This window comes from Micromonospora yasonensis (assembly GCF_026013475.1).
Classification (GTDB): Bacteria; Actinomycetota; Actinomycetes; order Mycobacteriales; family Micromonosporaceae; genus Micromonospora; species Micromonospora yasonensis.
Window position 1 is genome coordinate 1 of sequence record NZ_JAPDPH010000140.1, and the last position, 18,825, is coordinate 18,825.

Annotated in this window: 16 protein-coding genes and 2 pseudogenes; 10 read left to right on the forward strand and 8 right to left on the reverse strand. The window is 71.2% G+C overall.

Translation table 11 applies throughout. The annotated features are described in order from the left end of the window. On the reverse strand, positions 1-713 hold a 713-nt coding region (locus tag ONA70_RS24330; protein WP_265008800.1), incomplete at its 3' end, for a dTDP-glucose 4,6-dehydratase. 237 nt (positions 714-950) lie between these two features. On the opposite strand from ONA70_RS24330, the gene ONA70_RS24335 reads away from it, so the two are divergent. From ONA70_RS24335 to ONA70_RS24350, 4 genes are read left to right on the forward strand one after another with little or no spacing between them, the layout of a single operon-like run. Further along, positions 951-1,154: a hypothetical protein gene (locus tag ONA70_RS24335; RefSeq protein ID WP_265008801.1), complete on the forward strand. Its 204-nt coding sequence runs from the start codon at positions 951-953 to the stop codon at positions 1,152-1,154. Beyond that, a complete protein-coding gene (locus ONA70_RS24340) occupies positions 1,151-2,866 on the forward strand; it encodes an acetyl-CoA carboxylase carboxyltransferase subunit alpha (protein WP_265008802.1) in 1,716 nt (571 codons plus the stop codon). Before ONA70_RS24335 ends, ONA70_RS24340 begins: the two co-directional genes overlap by 4 nt. Beyond that, positions 2,863-3,402 carry an acetyl-CoA carboxylase biotin carboxyl carrier protein gene (gene accB, locus ONA70_RS24345; RefSeq protein ID WP_265008803.1) on the forward strand — a complete coding sequence of 180 codons (540 nt, stop codon included), beginning with the start codon at positions 2,863-2,865 and terminating at the stop codon, positions 3,400-3,402. Before ONA70_RS24340 ends, accB begins: the two co-directional genes overlap by 4 nt. Before the next feature lie 7 nt (positions 3,403-3,409). Further along, on the forward strand, positions 3,410-4,774 hold the full coding sequence (locus tag ONA70_RS24350) for an acetyl-CoA carboxylase biotin carboxylase subunit (protein ID WP_265008804.1): 1,365 nt from the start codon (positions 3,410-3,412) through the stop codon (positions 4,772-4,774). A 124-nt stretch (positions 4,775-4,898) separates the two neighbouring features. Here ONA70_RS24350 and ONA70_RS24355 read toward each other — a convergent pair whose 3' ends face one another. Then, positions 4,899-6,638, reverse strand: a complete 1,740-nt coding sequence (locus tag ONA70_RS24355) for a multicopper oxidase family protein (protein ID WP_319958452.1) — start codon at positions 6,636-6,638, stop codon at positions 4,899-4,901. Here ONA70_RS24355 and ONA70_RS24360 point away from each other — a divergent pair. Further along, positions 6,639-8,003 (forward strand): annotated as a pseudogene (locus ONA70_RS24360) (cellulase family glycosylhydrolase); the annotation flags it as partial. A gap of 57 nt (positions 8,004-8,060) precedes the next feature. On the opposite strand, the gene miaB reads toward ONA70_RS24360, so the two are convergent. Next, positions 8,061-9,596, reverse strand: coding sequence for a tRNA (N6-isopentenyl adenosine(37)-C2)-methylthiotransferase MiaB (miaB, locus tag ONA70_RS24365; protein ID WP_265008806.1), 1,536 nt, complete (start codon positions 9,594-9,596; stop codon positions 8,061-8,063). 52 nt (positions 9,597-9,648) lie between these two features. On the opposite strand from miaB, the gene ONA70_RS24370 reads away from it, so the two are divergent. After that, entirely contained in the window at positions 9,649-9,876 is a 228-nt protein-coding gene (locus ONA70_RS24370; protein ID WP_265008807.1) for a DUF2277 domain-containing protein, read from the forward strand. A gap of 60 nt (positions 9,877-9,936) precedes the next feature. On the opposite strand, the gene ONA70_RS24375 is transcribed toward ONA70_RS24370, so the two are convergent. Together ONA70_RS24375 and selD are read right to left on the reverse strand one after the other, a co-directional pair. After that, positions 9,937-10,416 (reverse strand): hypothetical protein, encoded by a 480-nt coding sequence (locus ONA70_RS24375; protein ID WP_265008808.1) that lies wholly within the window; start codon positions 10,414-10,416, stop codon positions 9,937-9,939. Positions 10,417-10,618: 202 nt separating this feature from the next. Further along, positions 10,619-11,608: a selenide, water dikinase SelD gene (selD, locus tag ONA70_RS24380; protein WP_265008809.1), complete on the reverse strand. Its 990-nt coding sequence runs from the start codon at positions 11,606-11,608 to the stop codon at positions 10,619-10,621. Between the two features lie 196 nt (positions 11,609-11,804). Here selD and ONA70_RS24385 point away from each other — a divergent pair, with 196 nt between their 5' ends. The 4 genes from ONA70_RS24385 to ONA70_RS24400 all read left to right on the forward strand — a co-directional run bounded on the left by ONA70_RS24385 (position 11,805) and on the right by ONA70_RS24400 (position 15,136). Beyond that, positions 11,805-12,560, forward strand: a complete 756-nt coding sequence (locus tag ONA70_RS24385) for an amino acid ABC transporter ATP-binding protein (RefSeq protein ID WP_265008810.1) — start codon at positions 11,805-11,807, stop codon at positions 12,558-12,560. 56 nt (positions 12,561-12,616) lie between these two features. Further along, positions 12,617-13,549 (forward strand): glutamate ABC transporter substrate-binding protein, encoded by a 933-nt coding sequence (locus tag ONA70_RS24390; RefSeq protein WP_265008811.1) that lies wholly within the window; start codon positions 12,617-12,619, stop codon positions 13,547-13,549. Between the two features lie 70 nt (positions 13,550-13,619). Beyond that, positions 13,620-14,276: an amino acid ABC transporter permease gene (locus tag ONA70_RS24395; RefSeq protein WP_265008812.1), complete on the forward strand. Its 657-nt coding sequence runs from the start codon at positions 13,620-13,622 to the stop codon at positions 14,274-14,276. After that, positions 14,273-15,136, forward strand: coding sequence for an amino acid ABC transporter permease (locus ONA70_RS24400; protein ID WP_265008813.1), 864 nt, complete (start codon positions 14,273-14,275; stop codon positions 15,134-15,136). The genes ONA70_RS24395 and ONA70_RS24400 overlap by 4 nt, the downstream gene beginning before the upstream one ends. 82 nt (positions 15,137-15,218) lie before the next feature. Here the strand turns inward: ONA70_RS24400 and rny are convergent, their stop codons facing one another. The 3 genes and pseudogenes from rny to ONA70_RS24415 form a co-directional block, all read right to left on the reverse strand. Next, the gene (gene rny / locus ONA70_RS24405; RefSeq protein WP_265008814.1) at positions 15,219-16,985 is read right to left on the reverse strand and encodes a ribonuclease Y; all 1,767 of its coding nucleotides are present in this window, start codon (positions 16,983-16,985) and stop codon (positions 15,219-15,221) included. Between the two features lie 716 nt (positions 16,986-17,701). Continuing rightward, positions 17,702-18,400, reverse strand: a complete 699-nt coding sequence (locus ONA70_RS24410; protein WP_265008815.1) for a regulatory protein RecX — start codon at positions 18,398-18,400, stop codon at positions 17,702-17,704. Between the two features lie 5 nt (positions 18,401-18,405). Next, positions 18,406-18,825 (reverse strand): annotated as a pseudogene (locus ONA70_RS24415) (recombinase RecA); the annotation flags it as partial.

Here is an 18,825-nt window from a genome sequence, read left to right on the forward strand (position 1 = left end):
TCGCCCGACCGGCCCTGCTCCAGCACCAGCTGGATGCCCCGGCAGTGGTCGTCGACGTGCAGCCAGTCCCGCACATTCCCGCCGTCGCCGTAGAGCGGGACCTGCTCGCCGTCGATCAGGTTGGTCACGAAGAGCGGGATCACCTTCTCCGGGAACTGGTAGGGCCCGTAGTTGTTGGAACAGCGGGTGATCACCACGTCCAGGCCGTGGGTCCGGTGCCAGGCGCGTACCAGCAGGTCCGAGCCGGCCTTCGACGCCGAGTACGGGGAGTTCGGCGCGAGCGGGTGGGTCTCTGGCCAGGAACCGATGTCGATCGAGCCGTACACCTCGTCGGTGGAGACGTGCAGGAACCGGCCGACCCGGTGCCGCACCGCCGCGTCGAGGAGGTGCTGCGTGCCCAGCACGTTCGTGGTGACGAACGGCGCCGCGCCGTCGATCGACCGGTCGACGTGCGACTCGGCGGCGAAGTGCACCACCACGTCATGGCCGGGCAGCACCTCGTCCAGCAGCGACGCGTCGCCGATGTCGCCTTGGACGAAGGTCAGCCGCGGCTCGTCGGCGACCGGCGTCAGGTTGTCGAGGTTGCCGGAGTACGAGAGGAGGTCGAGCGCGGTCACCTCGGCGTCGGCGTACGCGGGGTAGCCACCGGTCAGCATGGTGCGGACGTAGTGCGATCCGATGAAGCCGGCGGCGCCGGTGACGAGGACTCTCACACCGCCGGAGCCTAGTTCGCCGGCGGCCCCCGGCGACTGTGCGCTCCTCACCGGATTCCCGTGGGTCGGTTCGGCCGTTTTCGTGCGTCGGTCCGGCCGCTGTCATGGGTCGGTCCTGTGCAGAACGTGTGTCGGTCAGCTGCCGCGCGGTTGATCCTCCCGCCAGACCCGGGACGAATGAACTGGTTATACCCAGTCCCTATGGTCTCTCAAGCGCTCCCGCCCACGATCGTCGCCATGGACAAGCTCGCATGGCGGAAGGTCTTCCGCATCGCCCGCCAGTTCGCCTACGCGTTCGGCCGGGCGCTCGGGCAGGCCGGAGCCATCTACGTCACACCTCCACTGATCGGGTTCAACCCCCCGATGGAGCGGTCGAACGATCACCGGCCGGAGCGGGCGGAGCCCAGCCTCCGGGGACAGTCACAGGGGGAGCAGCGATGACCGAAGTAATCGCCAAACCAGCCATACCGGACGACGCATGGATCGCCTGTCGCCGCTGCCGCCGCCCGCTCTACGCCAAGCGGTTCGCCCGTGAGCAGTACGTCTGCCCAGAGTGCGGCTGGCACGCGCCGCTGACCGCGCACCAGCGCGTCGAACTGTTGCTGGACCGTGACGGCCGGGAGGAACTGCCCGCCCCGGCCACCGTCTCGGACCCGCTCGACTTCGTCGACAGCCGCCCCTACCCGCAGCGGCTCATCGAGGCCCGGGCCGGCACCGACCTGGACGAGGCGGTGATCTGCCTGCGCGGCCGGATCGCCGGCGCCCCGGTCGTCCTGGCGGTCATGGACTTCCGGTTCATGGGCGGCAGTCTGGGCACGGCCGTCGGCGAGCGGATCACCGCCGCCGCTGAGGCGGCGCTGCGGGAGCGTACGCCGCTGGTGCTGGTCACCGCCTCCGGCGGCGCCCGAATGCAGGAGGGTGCCCTGTCGCTGATGCAGATGGCCAAGACCAGCCAGGCGCTGGCCCAGCTGGACGAGGCCGGAGTGCTGACCATCGCGGTGGTCACCGACCCGACGTACGGCGGTGTCGCCGCCTCCTTCGCCAGCCTGACCGACATCATCGTCGCCGAGCCGAAGGCCCGGCTCGGGTTCGCCGGACCCCGGGTCATCGAGCAGACCATCCGGCGCAAGCTGCCGGCCGGCTTCCAGTCCGCCGAGTTCCTGCTGGAACACGGCCTGGTCGACCTGATCTCGCCACGAAACCAGCTGCGCAGTGCGCTGGCCCGGCTGCTGGCCTGCGCCCCGGCTCCGGCGGACGGCGCCCCGCCGGCCGACCCGGCCGGCCCGGCGGCCACCGACCAGGAATCCATTGTGGTCACCGACCCGGCGGAGCTGACCGAGCTCGACCCGTGGCAGGTGGTCCAGCGGGCCCGGGACATCAACCGGCCCACCACGCTGGACTACATCAGCTATCTGATCGACGGCTTCACCGAGTTGCACGGCGACCGCGCCGCGGAGGACTGCTCGGCCCTGGTCGGCGGCCTCGGGTTGCTGGACGGCCGGCCGGTCGTGGTGATCGGCCACCAGAAGGGCCACACCACCCGGGAACTGGTGCAGCGCAACTTCGGCATGCCGTCCCCGGCCGGCTACCGCAAGGCCGCCCGGCTGATGCGGCTGGCCGCGAAGCTGCGCGTACCGCTGGTCACGCTGATCGACACCCCCGGCGCGTACCCCGGCCCCGAGGCCGAGGAAAAGGGACAGTCGGTAGCGATCGCGGAGAGCATCCGGCTGTTGTCCCGCCTGCCGGTGCCGGTGGTCGCGGTGGTGACCGGTGAGGGCGGCAGCGGCGGGGCGCTCGCGCTGGGTGTCGCCAACCGGGTGCTGATGCTGGAAAACGCGATCTACTCGGTGATCAGCCCGGAGGGGTGCGCGGCGATCCTCTGGCAGACACCCCGGGAGGCGGCCGCCGCCGCCACCGCGCTTCGCCTGACCGCGCCCGAGCTGCTGCGTAGCCGGGTGGTGGACGGGGTGATCCCGGAGCCGGCGGGCGGTGCGCAGCTGGATCAGGGGGGCGCGGCGGAGGCGTTGCGCGACGCTCTGGTGGCGTCCCTTCAACCCCTCGCGGGACTGTCCTCAGAGGATATTGTCAATCATCGCTGGACACGGTTCCGGCGGTACGGAACGAGCGGTGAGGACCAGGGGAGGCAAGCGTGAGCGGCGAGCGGAGCAAGGAAGCCGGCGACGAACGGTCCAACGACGTGCAGGACGTGCTCGACGCGGTGATGCGGCTGCGTGCCGAAAGCCGCAACGAGTCCGGACGCCGGCCGTCCCGGCTGCGCGTCGAATCGGGCGACGCGGCGGTGGAACTGGAATGGTGGAACGGCGACCGGCCGGGCGCCCCCGCCGCCGTCCGCCCCCCGACCACGACGGCCGCCGCCGCCGAGCCGCAGCCGGCCTCGGCGTCCGCCGAGTCGAACGCCCCGGTCCAGCCGGAGACCGGTCAGTCCCACGTCAAGTCGCCGATGGTGGGCACGTTCTACCACGCACCGAGCCCCGAGGACCCTCCGTTTGTCAAGGTCGGCGACGTGGTGTCGCCCGGCCAGCAGGTCGGAATCGTGGAGGCCATGAAGCTGATGAACCCGATCGAGGCCGACCAGGCCGGCCGGGTCGTGGAGGTCCTGGTGCCGAATGCCAGCCTGGTCGAGTACGACCAGCCGCTGATCGCGCTCGTTCCCGTCGACGAAACGTGAGGCCGCCATGTTCAACACAGTCCTGATCGCCAACCGCGGCGAGATCGCGCTGCGCATCGTGCGTACGTGCCGGGAACTCGGCATCCGGTCCGTCATCGTGCACTCCACGGCGGACCGGGACTCGGCGGCGGTCCGCCTCGCCGACCAGGCCATCCAGATCGGCCCGAGCCCGGCGAAGCTGAGCTACCTCAACGCGGCAGCCATCGTGGAGGCGGCCGTCCAGGCAGAGGCGGATGCGATCCACCCGGGTTACGGCTTCCTCTCCGAGGACCCTGACTTTGCGGAGATCTGCGCCTCACACGGCATCACGTTCATCGGCCCGCCGCCGGCGGTGATGGCCCGGCTCTCCGACAAGGCGGAGGCCCGCGAGGTGATGGTGGCGGCCGGCCTGCCCGTGCTGCCCGGCAGCCCCACCGCCCTGTCCACGCTGACCGAGGCGCAGGAGGTCGCCGACGCGATCGGCTATCCGGTCATGCTCAAGGCGGCGGCCGGTGGCGGCGGCAAGGGGATGCAGGTGGTGCGGGACCGGCGTGACCTGCCCCGCGCGTACCGGGACTGCCGAGCCACCGCGCAGTCCGCCTTCGGCGACGGACGGGTCTATCTGGAGCGCTACCTGGAGACCGCTCGGCACGTGGAGATCCAGGTGCTCTGCGACCTCTACGGCAACGCGGTGCACCTGGGGGAGCGGGACTGCTCGGTGCAGCGCCGGCACCAGAAGCTGGTCGAGGAGACCCCCGCGCCGGAGCTGCCGCCGGGGCTGGCTGCCCGGATGGGCGAGGCGGCGGTACGGGCCGCGATCGCCGTCGGATACAGCGGGGTCGGCACCTTCGAGTTCCTGGTGGACCCGGAGGGCGAGGCGTACTTCATGGAGATCAACTGCCGGATCCAGGTCGAGCACCCGGTCACCGAGATGGTCACCGGCATCGATCTGATCCGGGAGCAGATCCTGGTCGCCGGCGGACGCCCGCTGTCGCTGCGGCAGGAGGACATCCAGCCGCGCGGCGCGGCGATCGAGTGCCGGATCAACGCCGAGGACCCGGACCGGGACTTCCGCCCGACGCCGGGTGTGATCGAGGAGTTCGTGCCGCCGGGCGGCGCCTTCGTCCGGGTGGACAGCCACTGTTACCCGGGCTGGCGGGTCACCCCCGACTACGACTCGCTGCTCGGCAAGGTGGTGGTCTGGGCGCCGGACCGGGAACAGGCCATCGCACGGATGGACCGGGCGCTGGCCGAGTGCCGGGTCTCCGGGCCGGGCGTGGCCACCACCGCGGGCTTCCTCCGCGACATCCTGCTGAACCCGCTCTTCGCCAGCGGCAAGCACAGCACGTCGCTGGTCGACCAGATGAACCTCGACGCGCCGGCCGCCGGTTGACCGGGCCGCCAGCCGGCCGGACCGGTCCGGCCGGGACGGCGGCGTACGTTTCGCCGTCGCCCCGGCCGGACCGGTCCTCGTCGTGCCTCCCGCCCGCCGGTCGATCGCCCGGGCGCTGCCGCTGTCAGTGGTCGTCGTCGCCCTCGGGCGTATTGCCGGTGCCCCGGCCGGCCCGGTACGGGCTGGTGACGCCCTCGTAGCCCAGATGCATCACCATGCCGGTGGCGGCGTGGTGCAGGTTGTGGCAGTGGTCCATCCAGATGCCCGGGTTGTTGGCCCGGAAGGCCATCTCGTAGCTGTCCCCCGGCCGTACCTCGAGGGTGTCGGTCCACCACGGGCTGCCGGTCACCGGCGTGCCGTTCTTGCTGAGCACCAGCACCTGGTGGCCGTGCAGGTGCATCGGGTGGCTGGCGTGGCCGCGGCTGGCCACGGTGATCTTGGCCAGGTCGCCCTCCCGCACCATCAGCATCGGGGTGTCCGGGAAGACCTTGCCGTTGATGGTCCGCAGGCCGACGAACTGGCCGTCGTAGAAGCCGGGCCGGTCGTCGAGGACCAGGGTGAACTGACGGTCGAACGTGCTCTTCGCGCCGAACGGGGTGGGCGCCGGCGCGCCGTAGGTCCAGCGCTCGAAGAGCGGGCCGTCCGCCGGCGGAGCTGGGGCGCTCGCCGTGCCGTCCGGGCTGAGCACCAGGCCGGCGTTCGGGTCCTCCAGGTCGGTGAGGCGGACCGGACCGTCGGGCATGGTGAAGGTCAGGTCCGCCCGGCCGCCCGTACCCACCGGGATCCGGGTGCCAGCAGGCAGCTCGCCGGGCTGGTTGATCTCGGTGCCGTCGGTGGCGGCCACCCGGAACGGCGTCCCGGTGAGTACGAAGGTCGGCGTCACCTCGTCGCTGAGTGCGGCGGAGCTGGTGACGACCACGCGCAGCCGCACCTGGCGCCCGGCCGGCACGGCACGGCGGGTCAGGCCGCCCGCGCGGTCGAAGGTGACCGCGGACTCGGTGCGGGACAGCGGGTCCTTCTTGAGCACCTTCCAGTCGTGCACGGTGACCGCCATGTCGTACGGGTCCGGGCTGGCGCCCCGGGGCAGCGCGACCAGTGCGCCGTAGAGGCCGCGGTCGACCTGGCCGTAGGCGCTCTGGTGCGAGTGGTACCAGAAAGTGCCGACCTGGTGCACCCGGAACCGGTACACGTGCCGCTGGCCGGTGCGGACCGCGTCCTGGGTGACACCGGGGACGCCGTCCTGCGAGTTCGGCACGTCCAGGCCGTGCCAGTGCACGGTCAGTGCGGCGTCCGGGATCTGGTTGATCAGGGTCACCTCGACCAGGTCACCCTCGTTCATGGTCAGCGTCGGCCCGGGCACCTGGCCGTTGTAGGCCCAGGTGTCGACCGTACGGCCGGCGCCGACGGTCAGCCGCGTCTTCACCGCGGTCAGGGTGAAGGACTTGTCCGGCTTGCCGGTGACGTCCGCGCCGCCGGTCAGGTCCGCCACGCTCACCGTGCCGTGGTGCGCCGGCCCGCTTTCCGGGCCGCCGCCGAAGTCCATCTGCTCACTGTGGCTCATGTCGAAGGAGCCGGGCAGTCGGGTGACCGCTAGCCCGACCACCAGCGTGCCGGTCACTACGGCGGCGGTCAGGGCCAGGCCGGCGACCCCACGGACCAGCCGGAACACCAGCCGCGGCGGTCGGGCCTCCGGGCCGCCGAGCCGGGCCTGGCGCCGGGTCTGGCGCCACCAGAGCAGGCCCGCGACCACCAGCAGGATTCCGTTCACCGCCAGCGCGTTCGAGGTGTACGGCGGGGCGGGGCGCAGCAGCATCAACATGTACTCGGAGAGCAGGCCGGCGACGCCGACCGCCTGGATCGGCACCACCCGTGGCGCAGTCAGCTCGACACCATGGCCGGGCTGGGCTACAACACGCTGCGCATCCCGTACTCGAACGACGCCCTGAAGCCGGGCGCGACGGCCACCGGGATCAACGACTACGTCAACCCCGACCTGGTCGGGCTCTCCCCGTTGCAGATCCTGGACAAGGTCATCGACTACGCGGGCAGCAAGGGGATGCGGGTCATCCTGGACCGGCACCGGCCGACCGCGGCCGGGCAGTCGCCGCTCTGGTACACGTCCACCGTGTCCGAGGCGACCTGGATCAACGACTGGACGACGCTCGCCCAGCGGTACGCGAACAACACCACGGTGATCGGCGCGGACCTGCACAACGAGCCGCACGCCGAGGGGACCAACCCGGCGGCCACCGGCGCCTGCTGGGGCTGCGGCGACACCGCGCGGGACTGGCGGCTGGCCGCCGAGCGGGCCGGCAACGCGATCCTCGGGGTGCAGCCGAACTGGCTGATCTTCGTGGAGGGGGTGAGCTGCCCGAGCGGCGGCCTGTCGAACGTCTGGGACGGCGACCCCAGCAACGACGAGGACTGCGGCTGGTGGGGCGGGAACCTGTCCAAGGCCGGCCAGTTCCCGGTCCGGCTGAACGTGGCCAACCGGGTGGTCTACTCGCCGCACGAGTACGCCACCTCGGTCTACCACCAGGCCTGGTTCGACGACCCGACCTACCCGGCGAACATGCCGGGGATCTGGGACAAGTACTGGGGCTACCTCTACAAGCAGAACATCGCGCCGATCATGATGGGCGAGTTCGGCACCACGCTCCAGGACCCGAAGGACAAGGTCTGGTTGCAGAACCTGATGGCGTACACCGGGACCGGGGTGAACGGGATGTCCTTCACCTACTGGTCGTGGAACCCGAACTCGGGTGACACCGGCGGCATCGCCAACGACGACTGGACCACGATCAACCAGGCCAAGCAGGACATCCTCCAGCCGTACCTGATCCCGCCGGTGGGGGGCGGCGGCAACCCGTCGCCGACCCCGACCGGGACGTCCTCGCCGGCGCCGACCACGCCGGCCCCGAGCGGCGGCTGCACCGCGACCTACCACCAGGTCAACGCGTGGCAGGGCGGCTTCCAGGGCGAGCTGACCGTGAAGAACACCGGCACCGGGACGCTGAACCCGTGGTCGGCGAGCTGGACCTGGCCGACCGGGGTGACCCTGGCCAGCGGCTGGAACGCCACCGTGACGCAGTCCGGCAGCACGGTCACCGCCGCCGCCCCCGACTGGGCGAAGACGCTCGCGCCGGGCGCCTCGGTGACGATCGGCTTCACCGCCAACGGCCCGGCCTCCGCGCCCGCGTCGGTGAAGCTCAACGGCACCGCCTGCTGAGATGTAAGGAGGGGCCCCTTGTTAACAGACGTCTGTTAACAAGGGGCCCCTCCTTACTCAGTGGGCGGCGCAGCCGCCGCTGGGCGCGGGCACTGCGGCTGGCGTGCCGACCGTCGGCAGCCCCAGCAGCACCCCGGGGGTACGCGGGGCGCGCCCCGCCTCGGCGGCGTCCCCGGCCCGGGTACGCCGGTGCGACAGCGGCACCCCGTCGGCGTTGAGGTGGTGCGGGGCCGCGTACGTGACGGCGGTGTGCACGATGTCGCCGGGGCGGATCTGCCCGGCGAGCGAGCCGGCGTCGCCGGGCTGGCCGTTCGCTCCGGCTGCGCCCGTCGCGAAGTGGACCAGGCGGCCGTCCCGGGCCCGGCCGGACATCCGGCCGGTGCGCTCGTCCTTGCGCCCCTCGCCGACGGCGACCAGCACCTCGACGGTCTCGCCGACCAGCTTCTTGTTCTCCGCCCAGGTGATCTCCTCCACCGTGGCGATCAGCCGATCGTAGCGCTCCTGCACGACCTGCTTGGGCAGCTGGCCGTCCATGGTCGCGGCCGGGGTGCCGGGGCGCTTGGAGTACTGGAAGGTGAACGCCGAGGAGAACCGGGCCTCCCGGACCACGTCCAGGGTCCGCTCGAAGTCGGCGTCGGTCTCGCCGGGGAAGCCGACGATGATGTCCGTGGTGATCGCCGCGTCCGGCATCGCCGCCCGGACCTTCTCGATGATGCCCAGGTACTTCTCCGACCGGTACGAGCGGCGCATCGCGCGCAGCACGTCGTCCGAGCCGGACTGCAGCGGCATGTGCAGCGAGTGGCAGACGTTGGGCGTCTCGGCCATCGCGGCGATCACGTCGTCGGTGAAGTCCTTCGGGTGCGGGCTGGTGAACCGGACCCGCTCCAGGCCCTCGATGTCGCCGCAGGCACGCAGCAGCTTCCCGAAGGCGTACCGGTCACCGAACTCGACGCCGTAGGAGTTGACGTTCTGCCCGAGCAGGGTCACCTCCAGCACGCCCTCGTCGACCAGCGCGCGCACCTCGGAGAGGATGTCGCCGGGGCGGCGGTCCTTCTCCTTGCCGCGCAGGGAGGGCACGATGCAGAACGTGCAGGTGTTGTTGCAGCCGACCGAGATCGACACCCAGCCGGCGTACGTCGACTCGCGCCGGGTCGGCAGCGTGGAGGGGAACACGTCGAGGGACTCGAGGATCTCCACCTCGGCGGCGGCGTTGTGCCGGGCCCGCTCCAGCAGCACCGGCAACGAGCCGATGTTGTGCGTGCCGAAGACCACGTCCACCCAGGGGGCCTTGCGGACGATCTCGCCGCGGTCCTTCTGGGCCAGGCAGCCGCCGACCGCGATCTGCATCCCGGGGTGCTTGTCCTTCACGGGGCGCAGATGACCCAGGTTGCCGTAGAGCCGGTTGTCGGCGTTCTCCCGGACGGCGCAGGTGTTGAACACCACCACGTCGGGCTGCTCGTCGGCCTCGGCGACACGCACGTAGCCGGCCTGTTCGAGCAGGCCGGAGATGCGCTCGGAGTCGTGCACGTTCATCTGGCAGCCGTACGTGCGCACCTGGTAGGTGCGCGGGCTGCCCGCGGCTGCGGTAGTCATGACCCGGACAGCGTATCCGGGCCGAGCTGGTCGGAACGAACGAGGAGGAGCCGTGTGCCGAAGCATCAAGACCCTGCGTGAGCCGTACGTCCCGGTCGTCACCGAGGAGGACATCCGGGCAGCCGCGCTGCAGTACGTCCGGAAGATCTCCGGGTTCCGTACCCCTGCCGCGCACAACGCCGAGGCGTTCCATGCCGCGGTGGACGCGGTGGCCGCCGCCACCGCGGCCCTGCTCGACCAGTTGGTGGTCCGCGGTCAGCAGCCGGCTGCCCGGGGCTGATCCCTGGGTCGGGGCCCGGATCGTCGCCCGCCGTGCGCCTGCCGGCCCGGGCCGGTGCCGTCAGGCGGCGGCCAGGGCCGGTTCGACCGAGTCGGGCGCCCAGCGCGAGCGGTGGCACTGCGACCAGCCCCGACAGCCGGGGTGCGCGAGGGTGCAGAGACGCTGGTCGCTGAGCACCTCGCCGCCGTCGGTCTCGACCACGTCGAAGTGCACCGGGCGGATCGTGCCGTCCGGGGCGACCAACAGGTGCCGCCCGGCGTCGAGGGTGTCGTCGCGCATCAGGCAGTTGCGGTCCAGCAGCCGGGCCAGCGCCGCGATGCTGGGCAGTTCGGGCAGGCTCTCGGGCACCCCGTAGCAGTCGACCACGGTGCCGAACACCCCGGGCGCCGTCCAGACGTCGCAGACCACCGCGTACGTCGGGAGTCGGACCGGGTCGGCGACGGCGAGGGGCATCACCACCCGGCCGAGCGCCTCGGCGAGCGCCGGGTAGACCTCCGCGGGCGCCGCGCCGTCGATTCTCCAGTTCCACAGCTCGGTCATGCCGCCTCCTCGCTGTGCTCGTTCCACCGGCCTCCGGATCGGGCCTTACTGACGATGGTGGGGTGCATATGACCTCAACCGGGGGCAAGTTACCGGTCTGTTACCATTCCGGGCAAAATTTTCTCGGGCGAAGCTGCTCCGAGTAGCGGGAAGATGACAGTTTATCGGGTATGGTGCCGGTTCCGCCGGAGCGACATGGCGGTCAGCGGACCCGGATCAGATGCTCGCTCGCCGGCAACAGCTCGCCCACCACCGTGCCGCCGGGCACCTCGCCGGCGACCAGCAGGCCGCCCGAGGTCTGCGCGTCGGCGAGCAGCAGCCGCTCCCCCTCGTCGAGGCCGCCGAAGTCGGTCCACGGGTCCACCCAGTCCAGGTTGCGGCGGGTGCCGCCGCTGACGTACCCGTCGCGCAACGCCTCCCGCGCCCCGGGCAGATACGGCACGGCCGCCGCGTCGATCGCCACGGTGAGCCGGCTGGCCCGAGCCAGCTTCGAGGCGTGGCCGAGCAGCCCGAAGCCGGTGACGTCGGTGCCACAGCGGACGCCGGCGGCGACCGCCGCGCGGGCCGCGTCCCGGTTGAGCCGGGCCATCGAGGCGATCGCCTCCGCGAACCGCTCCCCGGTCCGCTTGTGCCGGGTGTTCAGCACCCCGACGCCCAGCGGCTTGGTCAGCGACAGCGGCTGACCGACCCGGCCGGCGTCCAGGGTGATCAACTCCTCGGGCCGGACCACGCCGGTGACCGCGAGACCGTACTTCGGGCCGTCGTCGTCCACGCTGTGCCCGCCGGCCAGGTGGCAACCGGCCTCCCGGGCCACGTCCTGGCCACCGCGCAGCACCTCCCGGGCCAACTCGATCGGGAGCACGTCCCGGGGCCAGCAGAGCAGGTTGACCGCGACCAGCGGGGTACCGCCCATGGCGTACACGTCGGAGAGGGCGTTGGCCGCGGCGATCCGCCCCCAGTCGTACGCGTCGTCGACCACCGGGGTGAAGAAGTCGGCGGTGCTGACCAGCCCGGTCCGCTCGTCCAGCCGGACCACCGCGGCGTCGTCGCCGTGCTCCAGCCCGACCAGCAGGTCGGCGGCGCCGGTGGCCGGGGCCAGGCCGGCGACCATCGTCTCCAGCTCGCCCGGCGGGATCTTGCAGGCGCAGCCGCCGCCGCGGGCGTAATCGGTCAGCCGCAGCGGGTGGGTCATCCCCACATGATCTCCGCATCGCGCCGCGTCCGCCACTCGGACGGGCCGGTTCGTGACGGAATTCGGACTTGCGGGTACGCCGGGGACCGGTGTTACCGCTCCGTGACCATTCGAGTTGCGTTCCGCCATGTCACGCCGCCTACAGTGGCCCAACCGGGGGTCGACCGACCCCGCTTTCCGCACCACGACAGGGACGGTGGACGACGTGACGACGGGCGAACCGCTCATCGTGCTGGACGGGGTCAACAAGTGGTTCGGCCCCCTGCACGTGCTGGACGACGTCTCGCTCTCCGTCGGCCGGGGCGAGGTGGTCGTGGTCATCGGCCCGTCGGGTTCCGGCAAGTCGACGCTGTGCCGGACGATCAACCGGCTGGAGCCGATCGACTCGGGCACCATCACGTTCGACGGCACCCCGCTGCCGGCCGAGGGCAAGGCCCTCGCGAAGCTGCGCAGCGAGGTCGGCATGGTCTTCCAGTCGTTCAACCTCTTCGCGCACAAGACCATCCTGGAGAACGTCACCCTCGGCCCGGTCAAGGTCCGCAAGGAGAAGCCGGCCGCCGTCCGCGAGCGCGGCCTGGCGCTGCTGGACCGGGTCGGCATCGCCAACCAGGCGGACAAGTACCCGGCGCAGCTCTCCGGCGGCCAGCAGCAGCGGGCGGCGATCGCCCGCGCGCTGGCCATGCAGCCCAAGGCGATGCTCTTCGACGAGCCGACCAGCGCGCTGGACCCGGAGATGGTCGGCGAGGTGCTGGACGTGATGACCTCGCTGGCCCGGGACGGCATGACCATGGTGGTGGTCACCCACGAGATGGGCTTCGCCCGGCACGCGGCCAACCGGGTGATCTTCATGGCCGACGGCAGGCTCGTCGAGGACGCGCCGCCGACCGAGTTCTTCGCGAACCCGCGCAGCGAGCGGGCCAAGGACTTCCTCTCCAAGATCCTCACGCACTGAGCGTCCGTAGTGGAGCGCGCCGTCCCCCGGTGGCTCCGTTGAAGAAGGAGATGAGAATGCGTTACAAGCGCGTGGCGGCGGTCGCGATGATGGCCTCGCTCGCCCTCTCGGCCGCCGCGTGCGGCAAGGAGGGGAACCCGACCCCGAGCGGCGGCAACGCCAGCGGTGGCGCCCAGTCCGACACCTGCAAGAGCTCGGGCGTGACCTTCACCCCCAAGACGGACGCGAACGTCGCCGGCAGCCCGACCTTCCAGAAGATCAAGAGCGCCGGCAAGGTCACCATCGGCGTCAAGTTCGACCAGCCGAACCTGGGCTACAAGGACGCCCAGGGCAACCGCTGCGGCTTCGACGTCGAGATCGCCCAGTACGTCGCCAGCACGCTCGGCGTCGACCCGGCGAAGATCGAGTACAAGGAGATCGCGTCGGCCAACCGGGAGACGGCGATCAAGGGTGGCGAGATCGACTACTACGTCGGCACCTACTCGATCACCGACAAGCGCAAGAACGACGTCTCCTTCGCCGGCCCGTACTTCGTCGCCGGCCAGGACCTGCTGGTCCGCAAGGACGAGTCGTCGATCACCGGCAAGGACACGCTCAAGGGCAAGAAGGTCTGCTCGGCCACCGGCTCCACCCCGATCCAGCGGGTGCGGGACGAGGGCCTGACCGAGCCGAACAACATCGTCGAGTTCAAGACCTACTCGGAGTGCGTCTCCCAGCTGCTCGACAAGAAGGTCGACGCCGTCACCACCGACGACGCCATCCTCAAGGGCTACGCCGCGCAGAACTCGGACGAGCTGAAGGTCGTCGGCCAGCCGTTCAGCACGGAGAAGTACGGCATCGGCCTGCCCAAGGACGACAAGGCCTTCCGCGACTACGTCAACGACCAGATCGAGGCGGCGTTCAAGGACGGCACCTGGCAGAAGATCTACGACGGCACGCTCGGCAAGTCCGGCTCCTCGGCGACCCCGCCGCAGCTCGAGCGGTACTGACGGTCCGACGCCACACCGGGCGGGGAGGCGACTCCCCGCCCGGTTCCCGTCCCGAGAGTGAGAGCGAGGCATGGGCGACTTCTTCCGCGTCCTGACGGACAACCACCAGGTGTTCCTCGACGGGTTCACCAACACCGTCCAGCTCTTCCTGATCGCAGCGGTCGGCAGTCTCGTCCTCGGTACGCTGCTCGGCGCGATGCGGGTCTCCCCGGTGCCCGCGCTGCGGGCGTTCGGTGCCACGTACGTCAACGTGGTCCGCAACACCCCGCTGACCCTGGTCTTCGCGTTCCTCGTCTTCGCGGTGCCGAAGCTGGACGTGAACATCGACTACTTCCCCAGCGCCTTCATCGCGCTGACCGTCTACACCTCCGCCTTCGTCTGCGAGGTGGTCCGCTCGGGGGTGAACACGGTGGCGACCGGGCAGGCCGAGGCCGCCCGCGCGCTGGGCATGACCTTCGGCCAGGTGCTCACCCTGATCGTGCTGCCGCAGGCGCTGCGGGCCATGGTGCCGCCGATGATGAGCGTCTTCATCGCCATGCTGAAGAACACCACGATCGCCGCCGGCTTCTCGGTGCTGGAGGCCGGCGCGATCCCGGCGTACATGGCCGAGCGGGGTGAGCCGCAGATGGTCGTGCTGAGCTGGATCGTGATCGGCTTCCTGATCCTGATCATCCCGCTGGTGGTGCTCCAGCGGTTCCTCGAGCGCAAGTGGGCGGTGGCCCGATGAGCAGTGTCCTGTACGACCTGCCGGGACCCCGCGCCCGGCTGCGCAACCGGATCCTCGGCGTCGTCTCGATCGCCGCGATCGTCGCGCTGGTCGCGTTCATCATCTACAAGTTCAACCAGACCGGCCAGTTCGAGCCACGCAAGTGGGAGCAGTTCCAGTACGCCTCGGTGCAGCGCGAGCTGCTCACCGGCCTCTGGGCGACGCTCAAGGCCGCCGGTCTCGCCACCGTGCTGGCGCTGCTGTTCGGGGCGGTCTTCGCCGGTGCCCGGCTGTCCGACCGGTGGATCCTGCGCACCCCGGCCACCTTCGTGGTGGAGCTGTTCCGGGCCATCCCGCTGCTGATCCTGATCTTCTTCGGCTACTACGTGCCGCTGCAGTACGGCTGGTCGATCGACAAGCTGTGGGCACTGGTCATCGGCCTCACCCTGTACAACGGCTCGGTGCTGGCCGAGATCTTCCGCGCCGGCATCAACGCGGTGCCGTACGGGCAGACCGAGGGCGCCTACGCGATCGGGCTGCGCAAGAACCAGGTGCTGCGGCTGATCCTGCTGCCGCAGGCGTTCCGGTCGATGCTGCCGGCCATCGTGAGCCAGCTCGTGGTGCTGCTCAAGGACACCGCGCTGGGCTTCATCATCACGTACCCGGAGCTGCTCTTCGTCGGCAAGCAGATCGGCGGCCGGCTGCCGTTCGGGCTGCCGTACGTGCCGACGTACCTGATCGTCGCGGCGATCTACATCAGCATCTGCGGCCTGCTGTCGATCCTGGCCTGGTGGCTGCAGAAGCGGATGAGCCGACTGCCGCGTACGGCCGGCAAGGTCGTCCGGACCGAGGACATCAACGCCGGAGCCACGCCGATCTGACGAACCACGCGAACCCACGATGGTCGGGTGACCATGAAGGGTCACCCGACCATCGCGTCTCCGCCGCCTGGCCGGAGCGCCGTCAGCGAGCGATCTCGGTGACCCGGGACTCGCGGACCACGGTGACCCGGATCTGACCGGGGTAGGTCAGCTCCTCCTCGATCTGCTTGGCCACGTCCCGGGCCAGGACCGCCGCGCCGATGTCGTCGACGTCCTCCGGCTTGACCATCACCCGGATCTCGCGGCCCGCCTGCATGGCGAAGACCTTCTCCACGCCGAGCTTGCCGGCCGCTATCTCCTCGATCCGCTCCAGCCGCTTCACGTACGCCTCGAGGCTCTCCCGGCGCGCCCCTGGGCGGCCACCGGAGCAGGCGTCGGAGGCCTGGGTGAGAACGGCCTCGATGGTCTGCGGGGGCACCTCGTTGTGGTGCGCCTCGATGGCGTGCACCACGTCCTCGCTCTCGCCGTACTTGCGGGCCAGGTCGGCGCCGATGATGGCGTGGCTCCCCTCCACCTCGTGGGTGAGCGCCTTGCCGATGTCGTGCAGGAACGCGCAGCGCTTGATGGTCGCCACGTCCAGCCGCAGCTCGGCGGCCATGATGCCGGCGATGTGCGCGGTCTCCACCAGGTGCTTGAGCACGTTCTGCCCGTACGAGGTCCGGTAGCGCAGCCGGCCCAGCAGGGTGACCAGCTCGGGGTGGATCTCGGTGATGCCGACCTCGACCAGGGCGTCCTCGGCGGCCCGGTGGCAGAGTTCCTCGACCTCGTGTCGCGCCAGGTCGTAGACCTCCTCGATCCGGTGCGGGTGGATCCGCCCGTCCAGCACCAGCCTCTCCAGGGTGACCCGGCCGACCTCCCGGCGTACCGGGTCGAAGCAGGAGAGCAACACCGCCTCCGGGGTGTCGTCGATGATCAGGTTGACCCCGGTGACCGACTCGAAGGCGCGGATGTTGCGCCCCTCCCGGCCGATGATCCGCCCCTTCATCTCGTCGCCGGGCAGGTGCAGGACGCTGACCACGCTCTCCGCGGTCTGCTCGCTGGCGACCCGCTGGATGGCGTCCACGACGAGGTGCCGGGCCCGCTGCTCGGCGGTGCTTCGGGCGTCCGCCTCGATCTCCCGTACCAGCAGCGCGGCCTCCCGCTTGGCCTGGCCCTCGATCGACTCGACCAGCTCGGTGCGGGCCGCCTCGGCGGTCAGCCCGGCCACCCGCTCCAGCTCGCGGCGGCGCTGCTCCTCCACCTCGGCGAGGGCCTGCTCCCGCTCGATCAGGCTGCCCTCGCGAGCGGCGAGGGCGGCGCTGGCGGCGGTGAGCTGCCGCTCCCGCTCGGCGAGCCGCTCCACCTCCTCGGTGTGCAGCCGTTCCCGCTCGTCCATCCGCGCGGCCCGCCGCTCCACCTCGGCGGCCTGCTCGCGGGTGGTCGCGGCGAGCACCGCCACCTCCCGCTCGCCGCTGCGCCGGGCGGCGGCACGGAGTTGCTCGGCGTCCGACTCGGCCTGCTTGTGCGCCCGCTCCAGCACGGTGTCGGCCTCGGCGCGGGCGTCGTCCAGCACCCGGCGGGCCTCGGCGCGGGCCGCCTTCGCCTCGGCCTTGGCGGCGGCCGCCTCGGCCCGGGCCGCGGCGGCGGCCGACCTCGCCACGTCGATGGTGCTGTTCGCCTCGTCGGCGGCGCTGCGCAGGGCCGCCAGCGACTGCTCCTGCCGGTCCTTCTCGGCGATGAAGGCGGGATCTTCGCGGACGGGCGCGAGGCTGATCCGGCGCAGCGTACGCACGCCGAACACCACCGCGCCGACCACCACGACGGTGAGGACCAGCACCACCGTCAGGAGGACCACGTCGAAGGCGCTCATGCCGCCGCTCCCAGCAGGCGCCCAGACCGACGGCACGCGGCGACGAGGCTGAGCAGGGCCGGCTCAGCCCGATCGGGGACGCGGCCCGGCGAGGAGCGACCGGCAGCGCGTGGAAGACCGCCGGTGAACCTCTGCCGCCCCGTCATGGCTGCCTCCCCTGAACGTCGCGCCGCAGACGACGTGCCGGTGGGCACGCACCTGCGGCTCTGGACGCCCGACCGGAGCGGCTGGCCGTGGGTAGCGTTCCGTCGGCGGTGCCCCCGGATGGAGCATCGCCGACAACCGGTTGCAGTTGTCGGTCGGCTCCGGACCGACCGTCCGGAGCTGCCGTCAAAGGCCGGTGCCGCTGGCCAAAGTGATGCGGTTCTGTTACGCGATCTATGTTGTGCGCTTAGCCTGCGCTGGTCGGGCAAAGTGAGCCTGTATGGCGAGGCTAGGTCTCCGAAGGCGGTTCGGTCAAGAAGTCATGATCAAACCACCCGGACGGAGAGAAGTCGGCACGTCACCCAGCGCCGATCAGATGCCGGACACGGCGGGACAAACCTCGCATTCGCCGGACCCCGCCGTCGCCTTCCGGACCTGCTCAGGGCCCCCGCACCCCCGGGCCGCAGCACCCCGGGCAGGCGCCAACTTCCCGGAAAGTGTTGCCTGCCGGCGCGGGGAGGCAACAGTTTCCGGGAAGTTGCGTGAATCTCGACGGCGGCGACCGCGGACAATCAGTCCAGGGGGCGCGAGTCGCTGTCGAGGTCGTTCTCGGCGTCGGCGAGGGCGTCGGCGTCGATGTGCTCGGCGAACTCGGCCGCCTCGGCGCTCTGCGCGGCGAGGGCGTCCTTCACGGCCCGGATCGCCACGCCGGGCGGGTAACCCTTGCGGGCCAGCATGCCCACCAGGCGGCGGAACACCGCGTCGGGCTCGCCCCGGGCCGAGCGCAGCTTCCGCTCGACCAGGGCCCGGGCGGTCTCCGCCTCGGTCTCCTCGTCCAGCTCGCCGAGGGCCTCGCTGGCCACGTCGCCGTCGACGCCACGCTGGCGCAGCTCGTTGGCGAGCGCCCGCCGGGCCAGCCCCCGGCCGGCGTGCCGGCTGCTCACCCAGGCGCGGGCGAAGGCGGCGTCGTCGATGATGCCGACCTCGTCGTACCGGTCGAGGACTCCGGCGGCGACCTCCTCGGAGATGCCGCGCTTCACCAGGGCCCCGGCCAGCTCAGCCCGGGTACGTGGCCGCACCGCGAGCTGCTGCAGGCAGATGTCCCGGGCCACCTCGGCCTCGTCGCGCGGTGGAGCCGGAGCCTCCCCGGAATCGGGCTCCTCCGCGCGACCACGACGGCCTCGGCGGGGCCGGGGCGTGGTGTTGGCGTCACCCGCGCGGGGCGGACTGGCATCCCAGCCGCGCCCCGTACGAGCACGTCGTCCCGCCACGCGGATCAGAAGTCGACCGGCGGCAGCTCGGGGCCGCCGGCGGCGTCGCCCGCGCCACCGATCCCGACGCCGAGCTTCTCCAGGATCTTCTTCTCGATCTCGGCGGCCACGTCCGGGTTCTCCCGGAGGAACTCGCGGGCCTTCTCCTTGCCCTGGCCGAGTTGGTCGCCGTCGTAGGTGTACCAGGCGCCGGACTTGCGGATGATCGCCTGCTCCACGCCGACGTCGATCAGCGAGCCCTCGCGGGAGATGCCCTTGCCATACATGATGTCGAACTCGGCCTGCTTGAACGGCGCGGCGACCTTGTTCTTCACGACCTTGACCCGGGTCCGGTTACCGACCACGTCGGTGCCGTCCTTGAGGCTCTCGATGCGGCGCACGTCGAGCCGCACCGAGGCGTAGAACTTCAGGGCCCGACCACCGGT